The 26053-nt window shown below is 71.0% G+C and carries 19 protein-coding genes; 7 read left to right on the top strand and 12 right to left on the bottom strand.

Annotated features, from left to right (window positions below):
• Positions 1 to 151: 151 nt before the first annotated feature.
• From clpB to JUB11_RS30215, 3 genes are all read right to left on the bottom strand, one after another.
• Positions 152 to 2830: an ATP-dependent chaperone ClpB gene (gene clpB / locus JUB11_RS30225; protein ID WP_207462519.1), complete on the bottom strand. Its 2679-nt coding sequence runs from the start codon at positions 2828 to 2830 to the stop codon at positions 152 to 154.
• Positions 2831 to 3046: 216 nt separating this feature from the next.
• Positions 3047 to 4072, bottom strand: coding sequence for a cytochrome d ubiquinol oxidase subunit II (gene cydB / locus JUB11_RS30220; RefSeq protein WP_207462518.1), 1026 nt, complete (start codon positions 4070 to 4072; stop codon positions 3047 to 3049).
• 5 nt (positions 4073 to 4077) lie between these two features.
• Complete coding sequence (locus tag JUB11_RS30215; RefSeq protein ID WP_207462517.1) at positions 4078 to 5484, bottom strand: cytochrome ubiquinol oxidase subunit I; 1407 nt, start codon at positions 5482 to 5484, stop codon at positions 4078 to 4080.
• A 203-nt stretch (positions 5485 to 5687) separates the two neighbouring features.
• Here JUB11_RS30215 and JUB11_RS30210 point away from each other — a divergent pair, with 203 nt between their 5' ends.
• The 3 genes from JUB11_RS30210 (at position 5688) to JUB11_RS30200 (ending at position 7268) form a co-directional block, all read left to right on the top strand.
• Complete coding sequence (locus JUB11_RS30210) at positions 5688 to 6053, top strand: SgcJ/EcaC family oxidoreductase (RefSeq protein ID WP_207462516.1); 366 nt, start codon at positions 5688 to 5690, stop codon at positions 6051 to 6053.
• 4 nt (positions 6054 to 6057) lie between these two features.
• On the top strand, positions 6058 to 6843 hold the full coding sequence (locus tag JUB11_RS30205) for a DUF2243 domain-containing protein (protein ID WP_247887434.1): 786 nt from the start codon (positions 6058 to 6060) through the stop codon (positions 6841 to 6843).
• Positions 6844 to 7112: 269 nt separating this feature from the next.
• On the top strand, positions 7113 to 7268 hold the full coding sequence (locus JUB11_RS30200) for a hypothetical protein (RefSeq protein ID WP_207462515.1): 156 nt from the start codon (positions 7113 to 7115) through the stop codon (positions 7266 to 7268).
• A 59-nt stretch (positions 7269 to 7327) separates the two neighbouring features.
• Here the strand turns inward: JUB11_RS30200 and JUB11_RS30195 are convergent, their stop codons facing one another.
• The 8 genes from JUB11_RS30195 to JUB11_RS30160 form a co-directional block, all read right to left on the bottom strand.
• Entirely contained in the window at positions 7328 to 7486 is a 159-nt protein-coding gene (locus tag JUB11_RS30195) for a hypothetical protein (RefSeq protein WP_207462514.1), read from the bottom strand.
• A gap of 57 nt (positions 7487 to 7543) precedes the next feature.
• Positions 7544 to 8488 (bottom strand): uroporphyrinogen-III C-methyltransferase, encoded by a 945-nt coding sequence (gene cobA, locus JUB11_RS30190; RefSeq protein WP_247887433.1) that lies wholly within the window; start codon positions 8486 to 8488, stop codon positions 7544 to 7546.
• Complete coding sequence (locus tag JUB11_RS30185) at positions 8463 to 11147, bottom strand: nitrate reductase (RefSeq protein ID WP_207462513.1); 2685 nt, start codon at positions 11145 to 11147, stop codon at positions 8463 to 8465. The genes cobA and JUB11_RS30185 overlap by 26 nt, the downstream gene beginning before the upstream one ends.
• Entirely contained in the window at positions 11140 to 11502 is a 363-nt protein-coding gene (gene nirD / locus JUB11_RS30180; protein ID WP_207462512.1) for a nitrite reductase small subunit NirD, read from the bottom strand. The genes JUB11_RS30185 and nirD overlap by 8 nt, the downstream gene beginning before the upstream one ends.
• Before the next feature lie 5 nt (positions 11503 to 11507).
• The gene (nirB, locus tag JUB11_RS30175) at positions 11508 to 13997 is read right to left on the bottom strand and encodes a nitrite reductase large subunit NirB (RefSeq protein ID WP_282189211.1); all 2490 of its coding nucleotides are present in this window, start codon (positions 13995 to 13997) and stop codon (positions 11508 to 11510) included.
• A 549-nt stretch (positions 13998 to 14546) separates the two neighbouring features.
• Positions 14547 to 16955: a tetratricopeptide repeat protein gene (locus JUB11_RS30170; protein WP_207462511.1), complete on the bottom strand. Its 2409-nt coding sequence runs from the start codon at positions 16953 to 16955 to the stop codon at positions 14547 to 14549.
• 56 nt (positions 16956 to 17011) lie between these two features.
• Positions 17012 to 19291, bottom strand: a complete 2280-nt coding sequence (locus JUB11_RS30165; RefSeq protein WP_207462510.1) for a tetratricopeptide repeat protein — start codon at positions 19289 to 19291, stop codon at positions 17012 to 17014.
• A 152-nt stretch (positions 19292 to 19443) separates the two neighbouring features.
• Entirely contained in the window at positions 19444 to 20154 is a 711-nt protein-coding gene (locus tag JUB11_RS30160) for an alanyl-tRNA editing protein (protein ID WP_207462509.1), read from the bottom strand.
• Between the two features lie 224 nt (positions 20155 to 20378).
• Between JUB11_RS30160 and JUB11_RS30155 the strand changes: the two genes are divergently transcribed.
• A complete protein-coding gene (locus tag JUB11_RS30155) occupies positions 20379 to 21683 on the top strand; it encodes an MFS transporter (protein ID WP_207462508.1) in 1305 nt (434 codons plus the stop codon).
• Between the two features lie 30 nt (positions 21684 to 21713).
• On the opposite strand, the gene JUB11_RS30150 is transcribed toward JUB11_RS30155, so the two are convergent.
• Positions 21714 to 22505 carry a transporter substrate-binding domain-containing protein gene (locus JUB11_RS30150; RefSeq protein WP_207462507.1) on the bottom strand — a complete coding sequence of 264 codons (792 nt, stop codon included), beginning with the start codon at positions 22503 to 22505 and terminating at the stop codon, positions 21714 to 21716.
• Between the two features lie 545 nt (positions 22506 to 23050).
• Between JUB11_RS30150 and JUB11_RS30145 the strand changes: the two genes are divergently transcribed.
• The 3 genes from JUB11_RS30145 (at position 23051) to JUB11_RS30135 (ending at position 25948) form a co-directional block, all read left to right on the top strand.
• Entirely contained in the window at positions 23051 to 24472 is a 1422-nt protein-coding gene (locus JUB11_RS30145) for a ribonuclease J (protein WP_247887432.1), read from the top strand.
• An 85-nt stretch (positions 24473 to 24557) separates the two neighbouring features.
• A complete protein-coding gene (gene ligD / locus JUB11_RS30140; RefSeq protein WP_207462505.1) occupies positions 24558 to 25493 on the top strand; it encodes a non-homologous end-joining DNA ligase in 936 nt (311 codons plus the stop codon).
• 56 nt (positions 25494 to 25549) lie between these two features.
• Positions 25550 to 25948, top strand: a complete 399-nt coding sequence (locus JUB11_RS30135; protein WP_207462504.1) for a hypothetical protein — start codon at positions 25550 to 25552, stop codon at positions 25946 to 25948.
• The last annotated feature ends 105 nt before the right edge of the window (positions 25949 to 26053 follow it).

Genomic DNA, 26053 nt, shown 5'->3' with positions numbered 1-26053 from the left:
CTTCCGCAGTTGCGCTTCACTTCGCTCGCCGTGATCAGCTTACGATGGGACTTCCACCCATAAGAGAACGCCCATGCTGGGCGCACCATAAAAAAGGGGCGGTGCCGAAGCACCGCCCCTCTTCCGTTCAGGGAGTTACCGAGGTTCCCGGTCAGTGGACCGCCGCCGAGCTGCGGACGGCCGAGGGCTTGGCGGCGCTGAGAGCGAAGCCGAGCTGCGGACGCTCCGGGGCCTTGAAGCCGTGCGAGGCGTCCTCCTCCACCCCGACGCCGTTCAGCGTCAGGCGGCCGTCCTCGACCGACAGGGTCAGCACCGTGCGCTCCTCGATCTCGCCGTCGAGCAGACGCTCGGCGATCGGGTCCTCGACGAGGCCCTGCACCGCCCTCTTGAGCGGACGGGCGCCGAAGGCCGGGTCCCAGCCCAGGTCGGCCAGACGGTGGCGGGCCGCCTCGTCCGCCTGGAGGGTCAGGCCGCGTTCGGCCAGACGCTCGTTGACGCGGGCGAGCTGGATGTCGACGATCCGGGCCATCTGGTCGCGGCCGAGACGGCGGAAGATCAGCACGTCGTCCAACCGGTTCAGGAACTCCGGACGGAAGGCCTTGCGGACCGCGTCCATGACTTCCAGCCGGGCGGCTTCGATGGACTCCTCCTCGCCCAGCGCCGTCAGGGCTTCCGCCCCGAGGTTGGAGGTCATGATCAGGATCACGTTGCGGAAGTCCGCCGTGCGGCCCTGACCGTCCGTCAGGCGGCCGTCGTCGAGCGCCTGCAGCAGCACGTTCAGCACGTCCGGGTGGGCCTTCTCCACCTCGTCCAGCAGGACGACCTGGTAGGGCCGGCGCCGGATCTTCTCGGCCAGCGAGCCGCCGTCGTCATAGCCGACATAGCCCGGAGGCGAGCCGATCATGCGGCTGACCGCGTGCTTTTCCATGTACTCCGACATGTCGAGGCGCGTGACCGCGTTCTCGTCGTCGAAGAGGAAGGCGGCCAGGGACTTCGCCAGCTCCGTCTTGCCGACGCCGGTCGGGCCGAGGAACAGGAAGGAGCCCGTCGGGCGGCTCGGGTCCTTGAGGCCGGCGCGGGCGCGCCGCACCGCCTTGGACACCGCGCGGACGGCCTCCCGCTGGCCGACGACGCGCTCGCCCAGCTTGTCCTCCATGCCGCGCAGCCGCTCCCGCTCGCCTTCGAGCATGCGGTCCACGGGGATACCGGTCCAGCGGGTGACCACGGCGCCGATGTCGCGGGCCGTCACCTCCTCGCGCTCGGTGGAGGGGCGGGCCTCCTCCTCGGCGAGCTTGCGCTCCAGGTCGGGGATGACCGCGTAGGTCAGCTCGCCGGCCTTGGCCCAGTCGCCGTCGCGCTGGGCGCGCTCCAGCCGACCGCGGGCCTGCTCAAGCTCCTCCTGGAGCCGGCGGCCGTGGCTGCGCCGCGACTGCGACTCCTGCCACTCCGCCTCCATATCGGCCTGGCGGGATTCCGCCTCGGCCAGCTCGCCCTCCAGCTTCGCCAGGCGCTCCTGCGAGGCGATGTCGCTTTCGGCCTTCAGCGCCTCCCGCTCGATCTTGAGCTGGGCGACGCGGCGGTTCACCGCGTCCAGCGCCTCGGGCTTGCTGTCGATCGCCATGCGCAGGCGCGACGCCGCCTCGTCCACGAGGTCGATGGCCTTATCCGGCAGCCGCCGGTCGGAGATGTAGCGCGCCGAGAGCTGCACGGCGGCGACCACCGCCGCGTCCGTGATGCGGACGCCATGGTGCACCTCGTACTTGCCCTTGATGCCGCGCAGGATGGAGACCGCGTCCTCGGCCGACGGCTCGTCCACGTTCACCGGCTGAAAGCGGCGGGCGAGTGCGCTGTCCTTCTCGATGTACTTGCGGTACTCGTCCGGCGTGGTGGCGCCGACGCAGCGCAGCTCGCCGCGCGCCAGGGCGGGCTTCAGCATGTTGGCGGCGTCCATCGCCCCGTCGGCACGGCCGGCGCCGATCAGCGTGTGCAGCTCGTCGATGAACAGGATGATCCGCCCCTCGGACGCCTGCACCTCGGCGAGCACGGCCTTCAGCCGCTCCTCGAACTCGCCGCGGAACTTGGCGCCGGCCAGGAGTGCGGTGAGGTCGAGGGCCAGCACGCGCCGGTCCTTCAGCCCCTCCGGCACGTCGCCGGCGGCCAGCCGCTGGGCGAGGCCTTCCACGACGGCGGTCTTGCCGACGCCGGGCTCGCCGATCAGCACGGGGTTGTTCTTGGTGCGGCGCGACAGGACCTGGATGGTGCGGCGGATCTCGTCGTCACGGCCGATCACCGGGTCGAGACGGCCCTGGTGCGCCTCCTCGGTCAGGTCGCGGGCATACTTCTTCAGCGCGTCCCAGTTCTGCTCGGCCGAGGGCGCATCCGCGGTGCGGCCATGGCGCATGCTCTGCACGGCCTGGGCAACACCCGCCGGATCGACGCCGGCGCGGGCGAACAGGCCGCGCACGGAGCTGGCGCGGCCGGCGAGGCTCTCTAGCAAGCGTTCGGAGGTGACGAACCGGTCACCGTTCTCCCGCGCGCTTTCGGCGGCCGTCTGGAGGACGGAGGCGAGCGCCGGGGACATGTAGACGGGATGCGGACCCTGGCCCATCACGGCGGGCAGGCGGCGCAGCGCCTCGTCGGCCGCCTTCTTCAGCAGGTCCGGGTCGCCGCCGGCGTCGGCCACGATGCGGCGGGCCATGCCGTCGCCGTCATCGACCAGCGCCTTGATCAGGTGTTCGGGGAGAAGCTGCTGGTGGCGCCCCGCGAGGGCAGCCATCTGCGCGGCCTGAAGCACGCCGCGCGCACGTTCGGTGAAATTCTCGAAGTCCATCCGGCACTCCGCTATGGTCACCCGCCCTCCATGAGGCGCGGGAAGGCGCCGGGAAGAGCCCGCACCATGCGCAGCCCTCCGTCGCCCGGCCTCAGAGATGGGTAGGGCCGGAACGGGTTCAAGAGGGTCCCATTTCGGGGGAGACACCGGGTCCGGAACGACCGGCGCGGCGCCTCGCCATACGACGTCGTATGATGAAGCCCGCGCCCGCCGCCCTCAGTGGTGATACCCCACGTCCCCCGTCACCTTGCCGCGGAACACCCAGTAGCAGAAGGCCGTGTAGACCAGGATCGAGGGGATCAGGAAGGCCATGCCGACCAGCAGGAAGACCTGGGATTCCGGCGGCGAGGCGGCCTGCCAGATGCTGATCGACGGCGGGATCAGCATCGGCCAGACGCTGATGGCGAGGCCGAGGTAGGAGAGGCCGAACATCGCCATGGACAGGACGAAGGGCAGCGCTTCCCGCCCGTTGCCGAGCGCCCGCCAGAGTGCGATGGCGATACCCGCCGTCACCAGCGGCACGGGCGCGAAATAGAAGAGGTTCGGCAGGGTGAACCAGCGGGCGGCGATGGCCTCGTTCAGGAAGGGGGTCCAGAGGCTGACGACGATCACCGCCGCCAGCACGGCCAGCAGCAGGCGCCGCGCGATGCGGAAGCACCAGTCCTGGAGGATGCCGACCGTGCGCCAGATCAGCCAGGTGGCGCCCAGCAGCGAGTAGCCGCCCACCAGCGCCAGCCCGCAGAAGAGGCTGAAGGGCGTCAGCCAGTCGAAGGTGCCGCCGACGAAGGCGCGGCCCTGCACCTCGGTTCCCTGGATGAAGCTGCCGAGCATCACGCCCTGCGCGAAGGTGGCGAGGAGCGAGCCCAGGAAGAAGGCGCGGTCCCAGAGATGGCGGCTGCGGTTCGCCTTGAAGCGGAACTCGAAGGCGACGCCCCGGAAGACCAGGGCGATCAGCATCAGCAGGACCGGCAGGTACATGGCCGGCAGCATCACCGCGTAGGCGATGGGGAAGGCGGCGAACAGCCCCGCCGCCCCCAGGATCAGCCAGGTCTCGTTGAAGTCCCAAACCGGGGCGATGGAGTGCATCATGACGTCCCGGTCCTCGTGGCTCGGCGCGAAGGGGAACAGGATCCCGATGCCGAGGTCGAAGCCGTCCATCAGCACATACATGAAGACCGCGAAGCCGACGATCCCGACCCAGGTCAGGGTCAGCAGGCTCCACTCGAATGCTTCGTTCGCCATGCGCGTCACTCCGCCGGTTCGATCTTTTCATCGGGCAGCGACATCGGCCGCTTGGGCCGCAGCGCCTCGCCCACGGCGTCGCCCGCCAGATCGTCGCTGGCCGGCTTCGGCCCGATCTGGAGCAGGCGGATGAGGTAGTAGGTCCCCGCCCCGTAGATCAGCGTGTAGACCACCACGAAGGCGATGAGGGAGGTTAGCGCCGCCCCCACGGTCAGCGACGGCGTGACGCCCTCGGAGGTGCGGACCATCCCGTAGACCACCCAGGGCTGGCGGCCGATCTCCGTCGTGAACCAGCCGCAGAGGATGGCGATGAAGCCCAGCGGCATGCAGCCGACCAGCATCTTGTGGAACCAGTCCGTGTGGTAGAGCCGCCCGCGGATGCGCAGGAACAGGTGCAGCACCGCCACCAGCACCATCAGCAGCCCGATGCCGACCATGATGCGGAAGGTCCAGAAGATGATGCGCGGGCTCGGCCGTTCGTCCTTCGGGAACTGCTTCAGCCCCGGCACCTTGCCCTCCAGCTCGTGCGTCAGGATCAGGCTGGAGAGGCCGGGGATGGCCAGCTCGTAATGGTTCATCTCCGCCTCGTCGTCGGGGATGGCGAAGAGGATCAGGGGTGCGCGCGCGCCGCCCTCCCAGTGGCCTTCCATGGCGGCGATCTTGGCGGGCTGGTGCTCCAGCGTGTTCAGCCCGTGCAGGTCGCCCAGGAAGAGCTGGAGCGGCGCCAGCACGGTGATCATTCCCAGCGCCATGGCAAGCCCGATGCGCGCATGCTCGATGTAGCGGACGCGCAGCAGGTACCAGGCGCTGATGCCCGCCACCACGAAGCTGGTGGTCAGGAACATCGCCGTCAGCATGTGCGACAGGCGGTAGGGGAAGGACGGGTTGAAGACGATCTGCCACCAGTCCACGGGGAAGAAGCGGCCGTCGCGGAAGTCGAAGCCGGCCGGCGTGTGCATCCAGCTGTTGGCCGAGAGGATCCAGAAGGAGGAGAGCACGGTCCCCAGCGCCACCAGCACCGCCGACATGAAATGGATCGGGCGGGGCACACGGTCGCGCCCGAACAGCAGGATGCCGAGGAAGGCCGCCTCCAGGAAGAAGGCGGTCACCACCTCGTACTGGATCAGCGGCCCCAGCACGTTGCCGACGATGTCGGACCAGCGGCTCCAGTTCGTGCCGAACTGGTAGGACATGACGATGCCCGAGACGACGCCCATGCCGAAGGAAATGGCGAAGATCTTCGTCCAGAACTCCGACAGGCTGCGGTAGATCGCCTTGCCCGTGCCGAGCCACAGCCCTTCCAGCATCGCGATCCAGCAGGCGAGGCCCACCGTGAAGCTGGGGAACAGGATGTGGAAGGAGACGACGAAGGCGAACTGTATGCGGGACAGGATGAGTGGGTCGAGTTCCAACGCCGGTCTCCTTGGCCGGAAATTCTTGGCGCCGGCGGGGGAAGCCGGTCCCCGCCCGCGATGACGCGGCACGGCGAACCGCCATGCTGCGGCTTCGCCGGACACGGAACATTGCCCGCCGCCCTTCTGTTGCGGTGATCGGACCAAGGCACCCCCAAAGAGTCTCCCATCCCCCACACCAACCAGATGGATCGAGAGCCCCCATGACCAGCGACGCCTTATCGAGCCTGACCCGCGCCTGGGAAAACGCCTTCAACGCCAAGGACGCCGCCGGGCTGGCCGCGCTCTACACCCCGCAGGCGCGCCTGCTCACCCCCACCCGCGTGATCGCCACGGGCGCGGAGGAGATCCGGGGCTATCTGGCGACGCTGCTGGACCACGGCATCGCCGGCCACCGCTTCGAGCCGGTGGAAGGGGCCGAGGAGGGGGCGACCGCCTGGCAGGTCGGGCGCTGGCAGGCGCAATCGCCGGGCGGCGGCGAGCATGGCGAGCGGCGGGAGGGCAACTACTCCCTCATCCTGCGCCGCGAAGGCGCGGACTGGCGCATCCATGCCCACATCTGGAACTGAGGGCATGGCCGGGACCGGGGGCGCCGGGCGGGTCCGCTGGGCCGGGCTCGCGCTCGGCTTCGCGCTCGGCGGCTTCTTCGACGGGATCCTGCTGCACCAGATCCTGCAATGGCACCATCTGCTGAGCGCGGTGGAGGGGCCGGACTGGCAGGACATCCGCGTGCAGATCCTCGCCGATGGGCTGTTCCACGCGCTGATGTACCTCGTCGCGGCGGCGGGGCTGTGGCTGCTCTGGCGGGGCCGGCGGGGGCTGGAGGCGCCCGGCGCCGGGCACCGGCTGCTGGGGCACGCGCTGGTCGGCTTCGGCGGCTGGCACGTCGTGGACGCCCTGCTGTCGCACTGGATCCTGGGCATCCACCGCATCCGCATGGATGCGGGCAACCCGCTGTTCTGGGACCTGCTGTGGTTCGCCGTCTTCGGGCTGGCGCCGCTCGCCGCCGGCTGGCTGCTGCGCCGGCGCGGGGACGGCGATGGCGGCGCGGACGGCCTGCGCCGGGCAGCGCCCGCGATGCTGGCGCTCGCCGTGCTCGCCGCCGGCCCCGTCGCCGCCCTGCCCCCGCCGGACGTCTCCACCGTCATGGTCCTGTTCCGTCCGGGCACCACGGCCGCGCAGGTGCTGGCCGCCACGGCGGCGGTCGACGGCCGCACCGTCTGGACCGACCCCTCCGGCCAGCTCTGGGCCATCGACGTGGGCGCGGCCGGCGACGCGACCAGCCTCTACCGCCACGGCGCCCTGCTGGTGAGCAACGGCCTGCTGCCGGTAGGCTGCTTCAACTGGTCGGGGGTTTGAGGGGAGAGTGGAAGCCTTTTGCCTTGAGGCAAGAGCGTTCACGCATTCTGCATAGCAACGGCATCAGGAAAAAGCACAACCCATACGTCATCCTCGCGAAAGCGGGGATCCAGAGGTTCGCAGAACGAACATCGTGCAAGAGTCCTGGATCCCCGCTTTCGCGGGGATGACGGGAAGGTGGATGTTTTTATTCGGCGCTGTGCACGCACGGACGTGCCTTGCCAACAAACATCCCTTTGAACATCCTGTTCAGGATCAGGGAGACCGCCATGAATGCCGAGCCGCCGAAGCCCTCCATCAACGCCGACGACGCGCTCGAAGCGCAGCTCATGGAAGGGCTCGACGGGCCGGACGAGGAAATCGACATTGAGGCGATGCGCGCGGAAGGCCGCGCGCTGATCCAGGCTTCCAAGCGGAACGGCTGACCGCACGCCCGACCCGCGGTTCCCGCCTTTTCTTCGGAAACCGCGGGCCGAAGCCTAGCTCAGCTGAACAGCACGATCAGCAGGATGATCAGCAGGACGAGGCCGATCCCGCCGGGAAGGGCGAAGCCGCGGCTGCGGCCGACGCCCGGGGTGCCGACACTGTTGTAGCGCGTGCCGCGGTTCCAGAATGCGACGTTGAAATTCCCCATGTCGAACATCGTGCGCCCTCCTGTCAGGTTGTATTGGCTCTTCAACAGACAGGACGCATGGTGGTTTCACGCCGTCGCTTCCAGGATCGCCGCCACCTCCTCGGGCATGCCCTGGGCGAGGGCGGCGCCGATCAGCAGCATGGTGGGGCCGCTGCCGGGCAGCGGGCCGTCCTCGATCAGGCCGCGCAGCGTCGTCCAGTGGCGGCGCTCGTCGGGGCGGCAGCCGTTCTCGATGGCCAGCACGGGCGTGCCGGGGGACAGGCCGGCGCCGGTCAGGCCCGTGGCGACGCGCCGGGCCTGCTCGCGGCCCATGTAGACGGCGAGCGTGCCGGTCGGGCTGGCGAGCCGCGCCCAGTCGGGCTCGCCGAGGTCGCCCTCGCGGCCATGGGCGGTCACGAAGGTGAGGGAGCGGGAGACGCCCCGGCGGGTCAGGGAGATGCCGGCGCTGGCGGCACAGCCCAGCGCCGCGGTGACGCCGGGCACCACCGTCACCTCATGGCCGCGGGCGCGGAGATGGTCGATCTCCTCCCCGGCGCGGCCGAAGACCATGGGATCGCCGCCCTTCAGCCGGACGATGCGGCGGCCGGTCGCGGCATGGCGCTCCAGCAGGCTGTTGATGGACTCCTGCGAGTGGGAATGGCAGCCCGACCGCTTGCCGACGCAGACCCGCTCCGCCCCCGCCGGGATGAGGTCGAGGATGCCCGGCCCGACGAGATGGTCGTAGAGCACCACCTCCGCGGCCTGGATCGCCCGCACCGCCGCGACGGTCAGCAGTTCCGGATCGCCCGGCCCGGCGCCGACCAGCGTGACGCGGTTGCGCGCGCGGCCGGGACGGTCGCCGGTGGCCGCCGCTTCGCGCCCGACGGGGCGGATCGTGGCCTCGATGCTCCGGACACCGGCAGCACCGGCGGGCGCCCGGAACAGGATCTCCCGCAGCCGGTCCAGGGCACCGCCGAGACGGTCGCCGAGGCTCGCCGGGGCGGGGTTACGCCACATCGCTGCGCTGGGCATGGGCGAGGATCTCCTTGATCTCGGGAATGCAGGATCCGCAGTTGGTGCCGGCCTTGAGAGCCTGGCCCACGGCCTCCACGCTGGCGGCGCCGTCGCGGACGCAGGCGGCGATGCGGTTGATGCCGACGCCGAAGCAGGAGCAGACGGTGCGCCCCTCGTCCGGCACCGGCACCGGCGCGCGGCCCGACAGCAGCGCCCGGCGCGCGCCGGCGTCGAGCGTGTCCGCCGACAGCAGCCCAACCAGCCAGTCGCGGCCGGGCAGCCCGCCTCCGGCCGACAGGAAGAGGCAGGCCTCCAGCCGGTCGGCGGTCATCCAGGCGCGGCGCAGCACGCCGCGCGCGGCGTCGCTGTAATCGACCACGGCGCCCGCCGCGTTCAGGCCGGGCAGCCAGCCGGCGAGATCGTCGAGGGAGGGCATCTCCCCCTCCCCGGCCAACTCGATGAGCTGCCCGCCGGGCACCGTGCGGCGGCTCCAGTAGCCCTCATGGGCGGGCTCCACCGGATGCCGGACGATCAGGAAGCCGGTCCAGCCCACCCCATAGGGTTCCACCCGCGCCGGCATGCGCTTCAGGTCCGGCTGGCCGGAGACGGGGTCCACCGCCTCGTCGTCGATCAGACGGCCGATCACGCAGGAGCCGGTGAAGCGGTCCGTCCAGTGCATGGGCAGGAAGAGCTCGCCCCGGTGCTGCGCGTCGGTGAGGCGGACGCGCGCCAGCGCCGTGCCGGCGGGTGTCACAACGCGGGCGAGCCCGCCGTTGGTCAGCCCGTTCTCCGCCGCGGTGTCCGGATGGACGTCCAGGCAGGGCTCCGGCGCGTGGGCCATCAGGCGCGCCGACAGGCCGGTGCGCGTCATGGTGTGCCACTGGTCGCGCAGCCGCCCGCTGTTCAGCAGGAGCGGAAAAGTCTCGTCCCGGCGGCGCGGCAACACGCACGTGGTGACCGGCACGAAGCGCGCCAGCCCGTCGGCGCTGGCGAAGCGGCCCGTCTCGAACAGCCGGCGGGTCGGCTGGCCGCCGGCCCGGTGCGGCCAGGGGGCGGGCTCCAGCGCCTCGTACTCGGCCTCGGTGATGGCGGTGCGGGCGCCGATGTCGAAGGCGCGGGTCCCGTCGTTTTCAAAGGCGGACAGAGCGGCGTGCTCGCGGAAGACGTCGGCCGGCGTCTCGTAGGGGAAGGCGGCGCCGAAGCCCATGGCGCGGGCCACCTGGGTGATGATCCACCAGTCGTGCCGCGCCTCGCCCGAAGGCGCGCGGAAGGGCCGCTGGCGGGAGATGGTGCGGTCGGAGTTGGTGACGGTGCCGTCCTTCTCGCTCCAGCCCGTGGCGGGCAGGCGGATGTGGGCGAAACGGCCGCTGTCGGTGCCGGCGATGCAGTCCGACACGATGACCGTCTCGCATTTCGCCAGCGCGCGGCGGGCGCGGTTGGCGTCCGGCATGCTGACGGCGGGGTTGGTCGCCATGATCCAGACGGCGCGGACCTTTCCCTCCCCGATGGCCCGGAACAGGTCCACCGCCTTCAGGCCGGGCTTGCCGGCCACCCGGCCGCTGCCCCAGAAGCGGCCGACCCGGTCCACCTCGGCCGGCCCGAATCCCATATGGGCGGCCAGCGTGTTGGCGAGGCCGCCGACCTCGCGCCCGCCCATGGCGTTGGGCTGGCCGGTGACGGAGAAGGGTCCCATGCCGGGCCGGCCGATGCGGCCGGTCAGGAAATGGACGTTCAGGATGGCGTTGACCGTGTCGGTGCCCTGGGAGGACTGGTTGACGCCCTGCGAGTAGACGGTGATGACGCGCCGGGTGGCGGCGAAGCTCTCGAAGAAGCGCCGGACGTCCTCGGCCGGCAGCCCGCACAACTCGGCCGTGCGCTCGATGGAGCCGGCGTCGGCGCCCGCCGCCTGGAGCGCCGCCTCGATCCCGGCGGTGTGCCGGCCGACGAACTCGATGTCGGTGCGGCCCTGCTCGGCCAGGTAGGCCAGCAGCCCGTTGAACAGGGTGGCGTCGCGGCCCGGACGGACGGGCAGATGCAGGTCGGCGTTGTCGGCCGAGGCCGTGCGGCGCGGATCGACGGTGACGATCTTCGTTCCCCGCGCCTCGCGCGCGGCCAGCAGCCTCTGGTTCAGCACCGGATGGCACCAGGCGAGGTTGGAGCCGACCAGCACGACCATGTCGGCCAGCTCCAGGTCCTCGTAGGTCACCGGCACCGCGTCCGCCCCGAAGCCGCGCTTGTGCCCGGCGACGCTCGAGGCCATGCACAGGCGCGAGTTGGTGTCGATGTTGGCCGAGCCGATGAAGCCCTTCATCAGCTTGTTGGCGACGTAGTAATCCTCGGTCAGCAGCTGGCCGGAGACGTAGAAGGCGACGGAATCCGGGCCGTGTTTGGCGATGGTGGCGGAGAGCCGGTCGGCGGCGGCGCGGATGGCCTCGTCCCAGCCGGTGCTCCGGCCGTCCACCTCCGGGTGGAGCAGGCGGCCCTCCGGCCCCAGCGTCTCGGCCAGGGCCGAGCCCTTGGAGCAGAGCCGGCCGAGGTTGGCCGGGTGCTCCGCGTCGCCGCGCACGCTGACGGCGCCGTCCGCGGCCACCGTCGCCAGCACGCCGCAGCCGACCCCGCAATAGGGGCAGGTGGTGCGGACGGTTCTCCCTCCCGCTCCGGCCAGCGCCTCAGCCATGGCTGCACCCGCCCCGCCCGAGCCCCGGCCGGAAGCCCGCCAGCCCGAGCGATACCGTGCCGTTCTCCACCCGCACGGGGATGGAGCCGGTGCAGCCCTCGTCCGGCGCCGCCGCCTCGCCGCTCGACAGCTCGATCACCCAGTTGTGCAGGGGGCAGGTGACGCGCTTGCCGTGCACGATGCCCTGGGACAGCGGCCCGCCGAGATGCGGGCAGCGGTCCTCCAGCGCGAAGACCTCGTCGGCGGCCGTGCGGAAGACGGCGATGTTGCCGCTCTCGGTCCGCACGACGCGGGAGCCCTGGCGGGGAATGTCCTCGACCTGACCGACGACGGTCCACTTCATCGACTGATCCATGTTCCTTACCCCACCTGAGCGAGCGCTGAGAATTCGTGACGGTCCACCCCGCCGGAGGCGCGCTCGGCCCAGGGGTCGTCCTGCGAGAAGGTCTGCGAGAAGAGGAAGCGGGCGTGCAGCGCCTTGCGGTTCTCGGGATCGTCCACGATCCGCGTCCGCACGTAATCGAGCCCGACGCGCTCGATCCAGGGAGCCGTGCGCTCCAGGTAGCGGGCCTCCTCGCGGTAGAGCTGCATGTAGGCGCCGGTGTATTCCAGCACCTCCTCCTCCGTCTCCACCTTCACGAGGAAGTCCGTGGCGCGGACGTGGATGCCGCCATTGCCGCCGACATGGATTTCCCAGCCGCTGTCCACCGCGACCACGCCCAGGTCCTTGATGGTCGCCTCGGCGCAGTTCCGCGGGCAGCCGGACACGGCCATCTTGAACTTGTGCGGCGTCCATGACCCCCAGGTCATGCGCTCCAGCTTGATGCCCATGCCGGTGGAGTCCTGCGTGCCGAAGCGGCACCATTCCGAGCCGACGCAGGTCTTCACCGTGCGCAGCCCCTTGGCGTAGGCGTGGCCGGAGACCATGCCGGCCGCGTTCAGGTCGGCCCAGACCGCCGGCAGGTCTTCCTTCTTCACGCCGAACAGGTCGATGCGCTGGCCGCCGGTGACCTTCACCTGCGGGATGGCGAACTTGTCCACCACGTCGGCGATGGCGCGCAGCTCGTTGGCGGTGGTGACGCCGCCCCACATGCGCGGCACGACCGAATAGGTGCCGTCCTTCTGGATGTTGGCGTGGACACGCTCGTTGATGTAGCGGGAGCGGTAATCGTCCTTGTACTCGCCCGGCCATTCGGCCAGCAGGTAGAAGTTCAGCGCCGGGCGGCAGCTGTGGCAACCGTCCGCCGTCTTCCATTCCATCCGCTGCATGACGTCGGGGATGGACTTCAGCCCCAGCGCCTTGATGGCCTGGCGCACCTCGTCGTGGGTGCGGTCGGTGCATTTGCACATCGGCTTGGCCTTGGCCTCGCCGGCGTAAGCCGCACCCAGCGTCACGGCCAGGACCGATTCCACCATCGGCGTGCAGGTGCCGCAGGAGGCCGAGGCCTTGGTGTGGGCGCGCACCTCGTCCACCGAGGTCAGGCCCTTTTCCTTGATGGCCTTGACGATGGCGCCCTTGCACACGCCGTTGCAGCCGCAGATCTCCGCCGAGTCCGCCAGCGCCGCAACGGCGGCCTTAGGGTTTGCCGCCTCTCCTCCCCCGAAGCCCTGGCCGAAGATCAGCGTGTCGCGGACGGGCGTCACGTCCTCGCCGTCCTTCAGCATCTGGAAGTACCAGGCGCCGTCCTTGGTGTCGCCGTAGAGCACGGCGCCGCGCACCCGGTTGTCCTTCAGCACGATGCGCTTGTAGACGCCGCGCGAGGCGTCGCGGAAGACGATGTCCTCGCAGTCCTTGTCGGCCGTGAAGTCGCCGGCCGAGAAGAGGTCCACGCCCGTGACCTTCAGCTTGGTCGAGGTGACCGAGCCGGCGTAGGCCGCCTCCGCCCCGCCGGCCAGCCGGTCGGCCGCGACCTTCGCCATCTCGAAGAGCGGGGCGACGAGGCCGTAGGTCATGCCGCGGTGCTCGACGCATTCGCCGACCGCCAGGATGTCCGGGTCGGACGTCACCATGGCGTCGTCCACCTTGATGCCGCGCCCGCATTCCAGCCCGGCCGACTGGCCGAGCGCCATGTTCGGGCGGATGCCGACCGCCAGCACCACGAGATCGGCCGGGATCTCCCGCCCGTCCTTCAGCCGGACGGCCTGGACGCGGCCCTCGCCGACGATCTCGGCGGTGTTGGCCCCGGTGAGGAAGGTGAGGCCGCGCCCCTCCAGTTCGCGCTGGAGCATCGTGCCGGCCGAGCTGTCGAGCTGGCGCTCCATGATCGTGTCCATCAGGTGGATGACGGTCACGGTCATGCCGTTGATGTTCAGGCCGTTGGCGGCCTCCAGCCCCAGCAGGCCGCCGCCGATCACCACGGCGTGGCGGCCGGACTTCGAGGCCGCCAGCATCGCCTCGACGTCGGCGAGGTCGCGGAAGCCGATGACGCCCGGCAGGTCAACCCCCGGCACCGGGATGATGAAGGGGTTGGAGCCGGTGGCGAGCAGCAGCTTGTCGTAGCCGACCGTCAGGCCCGAGACGGCGGTGACGGTGCGGGCGGCGCGGTCGATGCTCTCGACCCGGTCACCGCTGATCAGGCGGATGCCGTTCTCCTCGTACCAGGCGCGCGTGTTCAGCACGATCTGGTCGAAGGTCTTCTCGCCGGCCAGCACCGGGGACAGCATGATACGGTTGTAGTTGGGGTGCGGCTCGGCGCCGAAGACCGTGATGTCGTAGCGGCCCGGGGCCTTGGCCAGGAGGTCTTCCACGGTGCGGATGCCCGCCATGCCGTTGCCGACGACCACAAGGCGTTCGCGCGGTGCGGTGCTGTTCATGCCGTGGTTCCCCATGCCGATCTGTTGCGTGCTCATGACCTGTCGCCTTCGTCTCCAGCCCGGCCGCCGGGGCGGCGGGCAGCGGAAAAAAAGAAAGGCGCCCGAACCGGCCGCTCGCCCCCGTTGAAGGGGCCTCGGTCGATTCGGACGCCTTTGTCCGGTGTGGTTCTTCCTCGAACCCCGGGTTCCTGGCGCGCCGTCGGCCAGTCGTCCCGGAAGTGCGGGCACCGGCATCTTTGCCGCCGCCCATGTGATCTCGCCGAAACTCTCGCAAGAGCCGTGCCAACTGGGCAGAAGGCTTGCGAAGTTTCTGGGAAAGGACGGGGTTCCATGCTTTTTACGGCAAAGGTCAAGGCCGAGGGGTTCGGGTTGCTCCTTCGCGGGAAGCGGCGTTCTGCTCAATCCGAGGCAGCACCGCCCATGTCTGCCCAATCCGCGGTCAATCAGGCGCATTTTTCCGGAACAGGGTGCCGGGACCACCTGTCATTCACGGTGTTCTGCCTAGTGATAAGGCAGAGTCGTGCTCCCGACCGCCACCACGGCCGCTTGCGGGACGTCACGAGCCGGACGTTGCCGCAGGCGGCATCAGGCCCGAGACCGCGGGAGTCCGCCCTGGCCGTGCCGGCCCGCCGCGTAGGGCAGGAGCGCCCGGCAGGCCGCCTCCACGGCCGCCGCCAAACCGGCCGCGTCTCCCAGAGCGCCGCCGCGCATGCGTTCCCTGAGGCCGGTGCGAAGCGAGGCCAGCCGATCCCTGTCGGCGGCGAGTTCCACGGCCGTCCGGCAGTAGCCTTCGACGTCCCCGGCGATCAGGTCGGCCAAACCGACGCGGGTCAGCAGCGCCGCCCCCACCCGCGCGACATGCCGGTCGCCGGCCAGCGTCACCACCGGCACGCCCATCCACATGGCCTCGCAGGTCGTCGTGGTCCCGTTGTAGGGAAACGGATCGAGGCCGACGTCGATGTGTTCGTAAAGAGCCAGATGCGCCCCCCGACCGGCGGTCCAGCCCACGAGGTCGAGCCGTTCGGGGGCGATGCCCCGCTCGGCGAAACGCGCCCGCAACTCATCCGCAAGCGCCGCGTCGCCGAGCGCCCGGCTCTTCAGCAGCAGCTTCGCCCCGGGGACCGCGGCGAGGATCCGCGCCCAGGCCGTCAGGACGGCCGGGGTCACCTTGCCCAGCGCGTTGAAGGAACCGAAAACGGGAGCCCTTTCCGCCGGGGGGAGGCGCGGTTCCGGCGCGCCGTCCGGCGCCTGGTAGCAGAGGAAGCCATGAGGCAGGCGGATCAGGGGTTCCGAACTCCAGCGCCCAGCTTCCGGCGGCTCGACGATGGAGTCGGTGAGGCGTCCCTCGATCTCCAGTCCCGTGGTGCCCGGATAGCCCAGGGCCGTGATGCGCACCGGCGCGGGCGCCAGGGCCAGCACGCCCAGACGGCTGTCGCCGGTGTGGCCGCCCAGTTCGATCAGCACGTCGATCCGGTCGGCGCGGATCAGGTCGGCAAGCGCGGCGTCGCCAAGCCCCAGGACGTCCCGCCACGCATCGGTCAACGCTCGCAACCGCGCCGTCGTGGCGTCGGGGCGCCTGACCGCGGCATAGCAGACGACCTGGACGCTCCGCCGGTCGTGCGCCGCCAGCAGAGGCTCGAGGAAACTCGCCACCGAATGGGTGTACAGATCGGCGGAGAGATAGCCGATGCGCAGGACGCCGCCGGAGCCAGCCGGGGCGGTGACGGCCGCAGGGATCGGGGGTGGGCGGGCGGCGGACCGCATGGCGGGCGGCGGGGCGTGCAGGCGCGCCCACCGCCGGTGTTCGGCCAGCATGCCGGCCGGATCGGCGGCCGGATCGCTCTGCCGGAAGAACAGGTAGCTGCTGTGAAGCGCGCGCGGAAGCTGCGGGCTCACCGACATGGCGCGGCGCAGGACGGCGACCGCCTCCTCGGGGCGGGCGGACTGGTGATGGAGCTGGGCCAGCACGCCGAGCGCCATCAGATTGTCCGGGCACAGGCGCAAGCCGCGGCGGAGCGCGATGGACGCGGCGGTCGGCCGTCCCTGGTCGAGCAAACCCTGGGCGCGGTTGGTCCATGCCTCGGACATGGCAGGGTCGCTTGCGAGCGCCCGGGTCAGAGCGGCCTCGGCCTCGGCCTCCCGCGCGAGCGCGCGCAGGGCAAGCGCCCTGCTGTTGTGTGCGCGCCCCAGGCCCGGGTGGCGCGCGAGCAAACCGTCCAGCGCCGCGACGGCTTCGCCCGGCCGATCGGCGGCGATCAGCGCGGTGGCGCGGTCCAGGGAGCCGTCGGTGCGTTCCGGCTCCAAGGCCTCGGCCATTCGGAAGAGGGCGGCGGCGGCGGCCGGATCCCCGGGCAGCAGCAGCAGGCCGAGATTGTGAGCGGCGGCCCGCGCGGCGGGCTCGGCGGCGAGGGCAACGCGGTAGGCGCCAATGGCGGCAGCGGTGTCCCCGGCGTCCCGCAGCGCGTTGCCTCGGTTGAAGTGAGCGTCGGCCAGGACGGGATCGATGCGTGCCGCCGCGCGGTAAGCGGCAACCGCTTCGGAAAGGCGCCCGCTTTCCTGGAGCGCCACGCCCAGATTGTAGCATGCCGCGGCGGAGCCCGGCTGTAGCCTGGTCAGCGTCCGCCAGGGCCCCACGGCGGCTCCGGGTCCCTCCTCCTGCCCGGCAGCCTCGGCAAGCGCGGACCAGATCGCCGGGTGCGCCGGCTCCAGCGCCAGCACCCTCCGGATCGCGGCGGTCCTTTGGCGCGCGAGCGCGGCGATATGGTTGAGGCGCAGGTCCACCCGTTCCGGCGCGTGCGACACCGCGGTGGCGAGGCGCCTGCGGGCCTCCTCCATCCGTCCGGCCTTCGCAGCCGCGAGGCCCGAGAGGCGCCAAGCGTCGGGCTGCCCCGGATCGGCGTCCAGAATCCGTCCGCAAAGGACCTCGGCCTGGTCCAGCCGCCCGGCCTCCAGCAGATCGAACGCGATCAGCAGCGCCTCGCCGATGCTGGCCATGATGCCTTACCCCTTCCCGGAATTGACGTGTCTGCGTCGTGGCACGGGTGAAACGATCACCGTCCGTCGCATCTGAGCCGCCAAGCCGCGTCGCTCCAGCCGGCGTCCGGCCGCACGATCTCCGGAAGGAGGCGGGGCGGCGTCCGTCCGTCCGGCAGCGCGAGCGCGTTCACGGTCACCAGGCCCGGAAAGGGGTTGGCGAACGCGCCGAACCGGTTGCCGGGATTGAAGACCGGCACGATGTGCCACCACAGCCGGTAGCCGAGATCCTGAAGCCGGGCGAAGGCTCCGGCCGCGGCCGCGTCGTCCTCGATTCGCGCATACACGGTCGGACGGCTGCGGAGGATGGCACGGGCCAGCCCGTCGCCAAGGGAGAGACCGGACCGCCCGACCGTCACCCGGACCAGGCGAAGGCGGTCCGCCGGACCGGCATCCAACGCCTCCTCCAGCCGCTTCCCGGCTTCAAGGGGGGCTGTCACGTTCTCCAGCCCATTGGCCGCGATGGTGCGGACGAGGCATTCGAACAGGGCGGGCGACTCCTCAGCCGCCAGAACCCGGCCGACCGGCCCGACGGCGCGGCCGAAGGCCGCCGCATGCACACCGATTCCGGCGCCCGCGTCGACCACGGCGTCGCCCTCCCTCAGGAAGCCCGCCAGGAACGCGGTTTCCAGCTCCAGCCATTCGCCCAGCATGGCGAGGGAACGCCCGATGTGCGGGGCATCCGACGGATAGACGAGGCGGCCACGCCTGCCCTCGCCCTCCGCCCGGTTTCCCGGCGCTTCGACCGCCCGTGGCGGAGGCAGGAGCACGAGATGGAAGACCTTGGCTCCCACATGGTCTTCCTCAGGGTTTCCGCATTCGGGGAACGGCCGCCCCATCCCTGCATGAACCCCGTCATGCACCAGCACACCGCCCGCGATGCGCGGCCACAGCCATGCGGCCAGGAAATGCTGGTCATTCCACCGGCTCGTGTGGCTGACCGTGAACTCGTCGATGGCCGGCCCGACCGCCGACAGAAGCCCCGCGGTTCCGCCCCACATGCCGCCCATCACCGGCTCCATGTGCATGACATGATCGCGCATGACGTGGAAGGGCAGACCGGACGCGATCCACTCCTCCACCGCGGCAAGCTCCCGCGCCGTGAAGCGGGAATCGCAGTCCCGGCACAGGAAACGCCGGACCGCCGGGTCGTCGCACACCAGGAAGCGCCAGAACATGCCCTGGCGCGCGGTTGTTTCGGAGGGCATCGCCACAAGTTCGGCGCCGAGCGAGGCGAGTTCGGCGAGGATGTGCGGGGGGACCGTGTCGTCGTGGTAGAATCGGCAGCGCCAGCCCGGCAGCGCCACGGGCACCTGCCGCGCGTTCATGACGGCGCCGGCGCAGTAGGCCTCCAGCGCCCCCCAGAGGCTGAAGCTCACTACGTCCGAGGTCCGTGCGCTCCCCCCGGCCTCCCGGTCGGCGGGAAAGAGCGGCCCGCGCTCCGTTTCAGGAAGCTTCCCGAGCTTCAGGGCGAGCGCGCGCGTCGACCAGTGGACGGCCTGCGCCGGGATGTGCCGGTCGAACAAGGACGCAAGCGCCTCGCAGGGCTCCACGAAATCCGGGTCGGCGGCGGCCGCGCGCTGAAACGCGCACGCGGCGGCATCGGTGCGGCCAGCCCGCCACAGGGCGGTGCCCAGCTGGCGCAGGATCCTCGCCTCGCCGGGGCTCGAGGCCAGCAGCCGCTCGTGAAGCGCGAGCGCCTCGGCGTTCCGGCCGGTTTCAAGAAGCGCCGCGCCGAGCGCGTAGCCGGTCCCGATGTCGAACGGAACCAGCCCGGCGGCCGCGGAGAGGTCCGCCAGGGCCGCCTCGTTCCGCTGCTCTCCCAGATGGCGGGAGCCGCGCTCCTGCAGCAGAAGCGCCAACCGTTCGGCGGTACCGGCGTCCTCCGGCGCGGCGCGGTGGGCTCGGGCGAGCGCGGCGATCGCCTCGTCGGACAGCCCCGCCTGTTGGCTGGAAGCGGCCAGGAGATCCCAAGCGCCCGTGTCGCCGGGATCGAGAGCGAGAGTGCGGCGGCTCCCCCTGGCCGCCGCCCCCCAGTCCGCCGCGCGGGCGTGGATCTTGGCGAGAGTCAGATGCGCCCCGCCCATCTCAGGAGCGAGCGCCACCGCTCGTGCCAGCAGCGGCTCCGCCTCGCCGAAACGGCTCTGCTGGCACATCAGCGTGCCGGCGAGATAGAGTGCCCGCGGGTTGTCGGGATCGGCGTCCAGAATCCGGCCGTACAGCACGCCCGCTTCGTCCAGCCGGCCGGAAACCTGTAGGTCGAGAGCGATGGACAGGGCTTCGGAAATGGTCGCCATGGGCTCGGTCGTGGGCTTCAGCAAAGGAAGAACTATTAGGCCAGCCAGCGACGGGGGCAAAGCCGCGTCGCCGGCCGAGCCACTCGCCCCGGCACCTGTTTCGGTGTGGAGCCGGACTTCCGGATGAGTCTGCGGGGACGCGGCCCCGCCCTTCACACCAGCGCGATGCGCACGCGGCGGTTCTGCTTGCCCTTCTTTTCGACGTTGCGGACCACCGCCTCGCCGATCTCGCCGGTGCGCCGGACGTGGGTTCCGCCGCAGGGCTGGAGGTCGAGGCCGGCGATCTCGACCAGCCGGACGCGGCCGCTCCCCATCGGGGGCTTCACCGACATGGTCTTGACCAGGCCGGGGTTGGCGAGAAGCTCCTCGTCGGTGATCCAGCGCTCCGTCACCTCGGCGTCCGTGCGGATCATGGCGTTGAGCTTTTCGGTGATGACATCCTTGTCGAGGTTCGCCTCGGGCAGGTCGAAGTCGAGCCGCCCTTCCCCGTCGCCGATGGCGCCGCCGGTCACCGGGTAGGGCAGAACGACGGACAGGAGGTGGAGAGCCGTGTGGACGCGCATCCGCGCGAAGCGGAGCGGCCAGTCGAGCGCCAGGGCGACCATCTCCCCGACGGTCGGCAGGGGCTGGCCGGGGGCGGTCTGGTGAAGGATGCCCAGCCGGTCGGCGGCGTAGACCGTGTTCGCGACGGTGAGGACGGACCCGTCCTCCCGCGTGATCGTGCCCTGGTCGCCGGGCTGCCCGCCGCCCTGGGCGTAGAAAACCGTCCGGTCCAGCCGGATTCCGCCCTCCTCCACGGCGAGGACGCGCGCCGTCGCGTCCCGCAGATAGGCGTCGTCGCGGAAGAGGAGTTCGGTTTTCATGGCGAGGGCGCTTTCCTTTGAGACGTCCAGGCCCCTTTATGCGGCGGGTCCGGGCGGCGGCAAAGCAATTTTGCCGGGGCTCGGGGCAAGAAAACACCCGCGCGCAGACCGGCCATGACCGGGCGCCACTCGACCGCCCCACGCGATCTGAAATATTCATGGATCCGACACATTCCGGGCGGCCCGCTTGCGCCCGCGCGCCATTCCCACGCCTTGAGATCACGATGAGCAGCCCGTCCAGTCCCGAGCCCTCCACGGGTGGTGCCGGTCACCCGCAGACCGGGGCCGCCCCGGTTCCGCCCGATGCGTCCCGATCCGCCTTCCAGTCGGCCTTCCGGCATCGCCCCTTCACGCTGTTCTGGCTCGCCCGGCTGGCGGCGGGAATGGCCATGCAGATGCAGGTCGTGGCGGTCGGCTGGCAGATCTACGCGCTGACCGGCTCGGCCTGGCATCTGGGGCTGGTGGGGCTGTTCCAGTTCCTGCCGACGCTGGTGATGGCGCTCTACGCCGGCCATGTCGTGGACAACAACGACCGCCGCCACATCCTGCTGGCGGCCCTGGTGATGCAGATGGGCGCCGTCGGCGCGCTCTGCGCCGTGACCGTCGCCGGACTGACGAGCCCGCTCTTCATCTACGCCACGGTGCTGGTGCTCGGCACCGTCAAAGCCTTCGAGGGGCCGGCCAACCAGGCGCTTCTGTCGGCGCTGGTGCCGGCAAGGGACCTGCCCAACGCGGTTGCCTGGAACAGCTCGGGCATGCAGGTGTCGGTGGTCACGGGTCCGGCGCTGGGCGGGCTGCTCTACATCGCCGGCCCGTCGGTCGTCTATGGGACGAGCACGGCCTTCCTGGCGCTCGCCGCCCTGTTCATCCTGCTGGTGCGGCCGCGGCCGGTGGAGCTGCCGCGCCGGGCGATGAGCCTGGAATCGATGCTGGCCGGGCTGACCTTCATCCGCAGCCGGCCCGCCATCTTCGGCGCCATCTCGCTGGACATGGTGGCGGTGCTGCTGGGCGGGGCGACGGCGCTGCTGCCGCTCTACGCGCGGGACATCCTGCATGTCGGCCCGGTCGGGCTGGGGCTGCTGCGCAGCGCGCCCGCGGTCGGCGCCCTGACCATGGCGGTGCTGCTCGCCCGCTATGGCGTCCAGCGCAACGCCGGGGCCTGGATGCTCGCCGCCGTCGCGGGCTTCGGCGCCGCCACCGTGCTGTTCGGCCTGTCCACCGTGCCCGCCCTGTCCTTCCTGGCTTTGCTGGGGCTGGGCGCCGCCGACCAGATCAGCGTCTTCGTGCGGCAGACCCTGGTGCAGCTTTCCACCCCGGACGACATGCGCGGGCGGGTGGGTGCCGTCACCTCGCTGTTCATCGGCGCCTCCAACCAGCTCGGCGAGTTCGAGTCCGGCGCCGCGGCCGCCCTGCTCGGCGGCGTGACGGCGGTGGTGGCCGGGGGCTTCGGCGCGATGGGCGTCGCAGCACTCTGGGCCTGGCGCTTCCCGGAGCTGCGGCGGGTGGACCGCCTGTCGGCCATCGGCTGAGCCGTCAGCCCCGCCACCTTCGCCGGGTGCTTATTCCACCGGGTACCGGTCGCCGACGGCCGCGCGGTAGGGCTCGATGGCCTTGCGGTTGATCTCGGCGATCCGCCCCCTGGCCTGGAGGTCGGCGACGCAACGGTCGAACCGGTCGCGGACCGCCGGGTCACGGAACACCATGCTGTAGGGGGTGGGGGGGAAGATGGGCGTGAAGACCACCTCCTGGCTGGGATCGAAGGACAGCCGTTCGCCCGCCAGCCTCCGCGCCTCCAGCAGGCGGTTGTGCTCGGCGACGATCAGCTGGTCCGCCAGGATGGCGTCCACCCGCCCGGCGAAGAGCATGGTCGAATGGACGAGCGGGTCGGCGCGCTCCCGCAGGTCGGCCAGCCGGGGTGCGGCTTCCGCAAGGCCGGGCAGCACCTGTTCCGCACCGGCGAAGGTGATGACCCGCCGGAAGGCGAGATCCTCGAGCGAGCGGACGTTCAGCCCGCTCGACCGCATGACGGCGGCGCCGTTCTGGTAGCGGATGTAGGGGACGGAGCGCGCGCCGGGAATCGCGACGCCGGGCGGCACCGTGGACACGGCGTCGGCGCCGCGTCCTTCGGTGAAGTCCTGCCAGTGCCGGCCGAAGGGAACCGGCGTCAGGACGGGCCTGTCCCCGCAGGCCGCCAGCGCCTCGGCGATGATGGCCGCCTCGCGCCCGGTTCCGTCCGCGAAGAACATCGGCGGCAGGTCGGGGACGAGGATCCGGATGTCGGCGGCGCGGGCGGGGAAGGCCGCCGCCGCGAGGGCGGCGAGCAGCAGAAGCGACGACCCGAACCGCCCCATACCGGCCCTCCGAATGGCTGTGTCCCATTTTTGCTAGCATACGCGGACGGTTCGCGCCATCCAGCCGGTTCCCTTCTCCTCCGAAAGCATGTACAACCATGGATGAGAGGTCGGTAAATGCGGTGCTTCCAGGGTGGTGCCCCCTGCGGCGACTTGATGAAATCGATCAGGTGATTACATAGGATTGCAGGGGCGGCGATATCGCCCCCGAGGATTTCGCCGAGGCGGCGCCCGCCGCCCCTTCCGGTTCATCCGCGCCGTTCCGCGCGCGGCTGTTCTTCACTTCCCTGCCCGCTCGCGCCGGCAGCCTCGGCCTGCACCGCAGGCCCTGGCGCTGCTCTGCGGCCCGGAGAAGACAACGATCACGCATCCCTCGGATGCACGCCCGTCCGGCAGCGTCGAATGCCGGCAGAACCCTGGTCGCAACGACATCTGGTCGCAACGACAAGAACTAAGGTTAGACGAAAGGCTTAATGACGTTTGTTCCGAGACGGCGGCGCCCCGCGCCGCAAGGCCGCAAGCCCGCTGGGCAGCCCCGGCCCCTGATGTCCACCCCGATCCGGGCCAAGGGTCCGGTTCCCGGCCAGGACGAAATCCTCTTCATCCCGCTCGGCGGCTGCACGCGCATCGGCATGAACATGGCCCTTTACGGCCATGCCGGGAAATGGCTGATCGTGGACGCCGGCGTCGCCTTCATGGGCGACGAGGCGCCGGGCATCAATGCCCTGATGGCCGATCCCCGCTTCATTGAGGAGCGGATGCAGGACGTGGTCGGGCTCGTGGTCACCCACGCGCACGAGGACCACATCGGCGCCATCCACCATCTGTGGCCGCGCCTGAACGTCCCGATCTACGCCTCCCCCTTCGCCTCGCACGTCATCCGTGAGCGGCTGAAGGAGAAGGGCACGATGCGCGACGTGCGCATCCGCACCTTCGAGGTGGGAGCGCGCTGGCGCATGGGTCCCTTCGACCTGGAAGCCATCCCGGTCACCCACTCCGTGCCCGAGCCGGTCGCCATCGCGATCCGGACTCCGGCCGGCAACGTGCTGCACACCGGCGACTGGAAGTTCGACCCCAACCCGCTGGTCGGCCAGACCACCGACGTGGCCGCCCTGAAGCGCTTCGGCGACGAGGGCGTGCTGGCGATGCTCTGTGACAGCACGAACGCCATGGTGCCGGGCAGCACCGGGTCCGAGGCGACCGCCCGCGACGGGCTGATGGAGGTGTTCCGCCAGCGCAAGGGCGCCATCGCGGTGACCGGCTTCGCCAGCAACATCGCGCGCATGAAGGCCATCGCCGAGGCGGCGCGGGCCACCGACCGCAAGGTCGCACTGGCCGGCCGCTCGCTGCTGAAGATGGAAAAGGCGGCGCGCGCCTGCGGCATGCTCGACGGGCTGCCGGAGTTCCTCACCATGCAGGAGGCGTCCTGGACGCCGCGCCGCAACCTCGTGATGTTCTGCACGGGCAGCCAGGGCGAGGAGCGCGCGGCCTTCAGCCGCGTGGCCCGCAACGACCACCAGTCCCTGTGGCTGGAGCGCGGCGACACGGCCATCTTCTCCGCCCGCGCCATCCCCGGCAACGAGGAGGCGATCGGCGAGGTGCGCACCCATCTGGAGCGCATGGGCGTCGAGGTGCTGACCCCGTCGGACGCGCCGGTCCACGTCTCCGGCCACCCGGCCCGTGACGATCTGGCCCGCATGTACGCCCTGATCCGCCCGCGCGTCGCGGTGCCGCTGCACGGCACGCTGGCGCATCTGGAGGCGCACGCCCGCTTCGCCCGCGAATGCGGGGTCGAGCGCGCCCTGGTGCCCGAGGACGGCGACCTGATCCGCCTCTCGGCGCAGCAGACGGCGGTGATCGCACACTTCACGCCGCCTCGCCTGGCCGATGACGGGCAGTCGCTGCTGCCCTGGCGCGGCGTCCAGGGCACGGACGTCATCGAGGAGCATCTGGCCATCCCGGCCTGACCTTTCTCCGCACCTCCCGCCGCAACCTCCTCCCCGGCGCCGCGTTGTCCCCTTCGGGACAGGCGTGTCGCCGGGGGAGGATGCGGTGCCGGAGATCAGGGCCAAGGCAGAAGACACCACCAAAGACAACATCGTCGCCGGCATCCGGCTGACGCACCCGGACCGCCTCCTGTGGGAGGGGCAGGGGCTCACCAAGCGCGATCTGGCTGCCTGGTACGAGGCCGCGGCCGACCGCATCCTCCCGCATCTCCGGAACCGCCCCCTCACGCTGCTGCGCTGCCCGAGCGGCACCGGCGGGCGCTGCTTCGTGCAGAAGCACGGCTGGCCCGGCTTGTCCGACGCCGTCCGGCGGGTGCGCCTGAAGAGCGAAGAGAAGCAGAGGGAGCAGGACGAATGGCTGGCCGTCGATGACACGGCCGGCCTGATCGCGCTGGTGCAGATGGGGGTGCTGGAGTTGCATCCCTGGGGCGCCACCCTGGACGATCCCGACCGCCCGGACCGGCTGATCCTCGACCTCGATCCCGAGGAGGGTGTCGCCTGGAACGCCGTGGTGGAAGGCGCCCTGGCGATCCGCGACCGGCTCGACGCGCTCGGCCTGCAAAGCTTCGTGAAGGCGACGGGCGGCAAGGGGCTGCATGTGGTGGCGCCTCTGGAGCCCTCCGCCGGCTGGGACGAGGTCAGGGACTTCGCCCACGGCCTCGCATCCGGCCTCGCCGAGGAGCGCCCCGGCCGCTACACGGCCAATCCCCTGAAGGAAGCCCGGAAGGGCCGGATCTACATCGACTATCTGCGCAACGGCCGGGGCGCCTCGGCCGTCGCCGCGTGGTCGGTGCGCGCCCGCGCCGGCGCGCCAGTGGCGTTTCCCCTGGACTGGGGCGATCTCGAAGGGCTGGAGGGCGCACCCGCCGTCCCGGCCGGCGATCCGGCCCTGCTGCGGAGCCGCGATCCCTGGCAGGGCTTCTTCGAGCTGCGCCAGCGGCTGCCGGGCGCCTCCCGCACGGGAGCCGGGCAGGCGGCGTGATGCCGTTTTGCCGGTTCGGCTGTTGTCATGGTCAAGCCCATAACGGAGACGAAACGATGCGACATGCCTTGATCACCGGCGCCATGGCCGTGATGCTCGCCCTGCCCGCCGGCGCCGCGCTCGCCCAGCAGGGCCCCTCCAACGAGGCCTCCGGCCACCAGGGTGCCGCGCAGACCGGCAAGACCGGCGACACCGGTGGCGTCAATGCGGGCGGCGGCGCCAACGCGACCGGTGGGAGCTCCAGCGTCGATTCCAACTGCGCGGCCGGGACAACCCAGGCGGGCTGCGAGGATAGGAGCCGGCTGGGCACCTCCGGCTCGACCTGGGGCACCGGCGACAGCTCCGGCGCCTCCTCCATGGGGACCACCGGCAGCCACGGGCGCGACACCACCGGGCCGCAGGCCGGCAAGCCGCCGACCGTGAACGAGCCCGACAACACCACCAAGAGCAAGTGATACCGGGTTCGGAAAGTTCCGACATCCGAACCCGGTATAGGGCCGCGACTGCGGCCCCGCGCCCCGTGGCGCGGAAGTCCTGACCACAGGTCAGGACTTCATGAA

It is taken from the genome of Azospirillum sp. SYSU D00513, assembly GCF_017356015.1.
GTDB lineage: Bacteria > Pseudomonadota > Alphaproteobacteria > Azospirillales > Azospirillaceae > Azospirillum.
Note: the sequence above shows the minus strand (reverse complement) of the source record. Positions and strands in the feature narration are given on the sequence as shown.

Coding starts and splice junctions, on each gene's coding strand:
- JUB11_RS30135 (WP_207462504.1), top strand. CDS start 25,550: ATGCGACATGCCTTGATCACCGGCGCCATGGCCGTGATGCTCGCCCTG.
- nirD (WP_207462512.1), bottom strand. CDS start 11,502: ATGGATCAGTCGATGAAGTGGACCGTCGTCGGTCAGGTCGAGGACATT.
- JUB11_RS30200 (WP_207462515.1), top strand. CDS start 7,113: ATGAATGCCGAGCCGCCGAAGCCCTCCATCAACGCCGACGACGCGCTC.
- JUB11_RS30205 (WP_247887434.1), top strand. CDS start 6,058: ATGGCCGGGACCGGGGGCGCCGGGCGGGTCCGCTGGGCCGGGCTCGCG.
- JUB11_RS30155 (WP_207462508.1), top strand. CDS start 20,379: ATGAGCAGCCCGTCCAGTCCCGAGCCCTCCACGGGTGGTGCCGGTCAC.
- JUB11_RS30170 (WP_207462511.1), bottom strand. CDS start 16,955: ATGGCCAGCATCGGCGAGGCGCTGCTGATCGCGTTCGATCTGCTGGAG.
- JUB11_RS30165 (WP_207462510.1), bottom strand. CDS start 19,291: ATGGCGACCATTTCCGAAGCCCTGTCCATCGCTCTCGACCTACAGGTT.
- JUB11_RS30210 (WP_207462516.1), top strand. CDS start 5,688: ATGACCAGCGACGCCTTATCGAGCCTGACCCGCGCCTGGGAAAACGCC.
- JUB11_RS30185 (WP_207462513.1), bottom strand. CDS start 11,147: ATGGCTGAGGCGCTGGCCGGAGCGGGAGGGAGAACCGTCCGCACCACC.
- JUB11_RS30150 (WP_207462507.1), bottom strand. CDS start 22,505: ATGGGGCGGTTCGGGTCGTCGCTTCTGCTGCTCGCCGCCCTCGCGGCG.
- cydB (WP_207462518.1), bottom strand. CDS start 4,072: ATGGCGAACGAAGCATTCGAGTGGAGCCTGCTGACCCTGACCTGGGTC.
- cobA (WP_247887433.1), bottom strand. CDS start 8,488: ATGCCCAGCGCAGCGATGTGGCGTAACCCCGCCCCGGCGAGCCTCGGC.
- nirB (WP_282189211.1), bottom strand. CDS start 13,997: ATGAGCACGCAACAGATCGGCATGGGGAACCACGGCATGAACAGCACC.
- JUB11_RS30160 (WP_207462509.1), bottom strand. CDS start 20,154: ATGAAAACCGAACTCCTCTTCCGCGACGACGCCTATCTGCGGGACGCG.
- clpB (WP_207462519.1), bottom strand. CDS start 2,830: ATGGACTTCGAGAATTTCACCGAACGTGCGCGCGGCGTGCTTCAGGCC.
- JUB11_RS30195 (WP_207462514.1), bottom strand. CDS start 7,486: ATGTTCGACATGGGGAATTTCAACGTCGCATTCTGGAACCGCGGCACG.
- JUB11_RS30145 (WP_247887432.1), top strand. CDS start 23,051: ATGTCCACCCCGATCCGGGCCAAGGGTCCGGTTCCCGGCCAGGACGAA.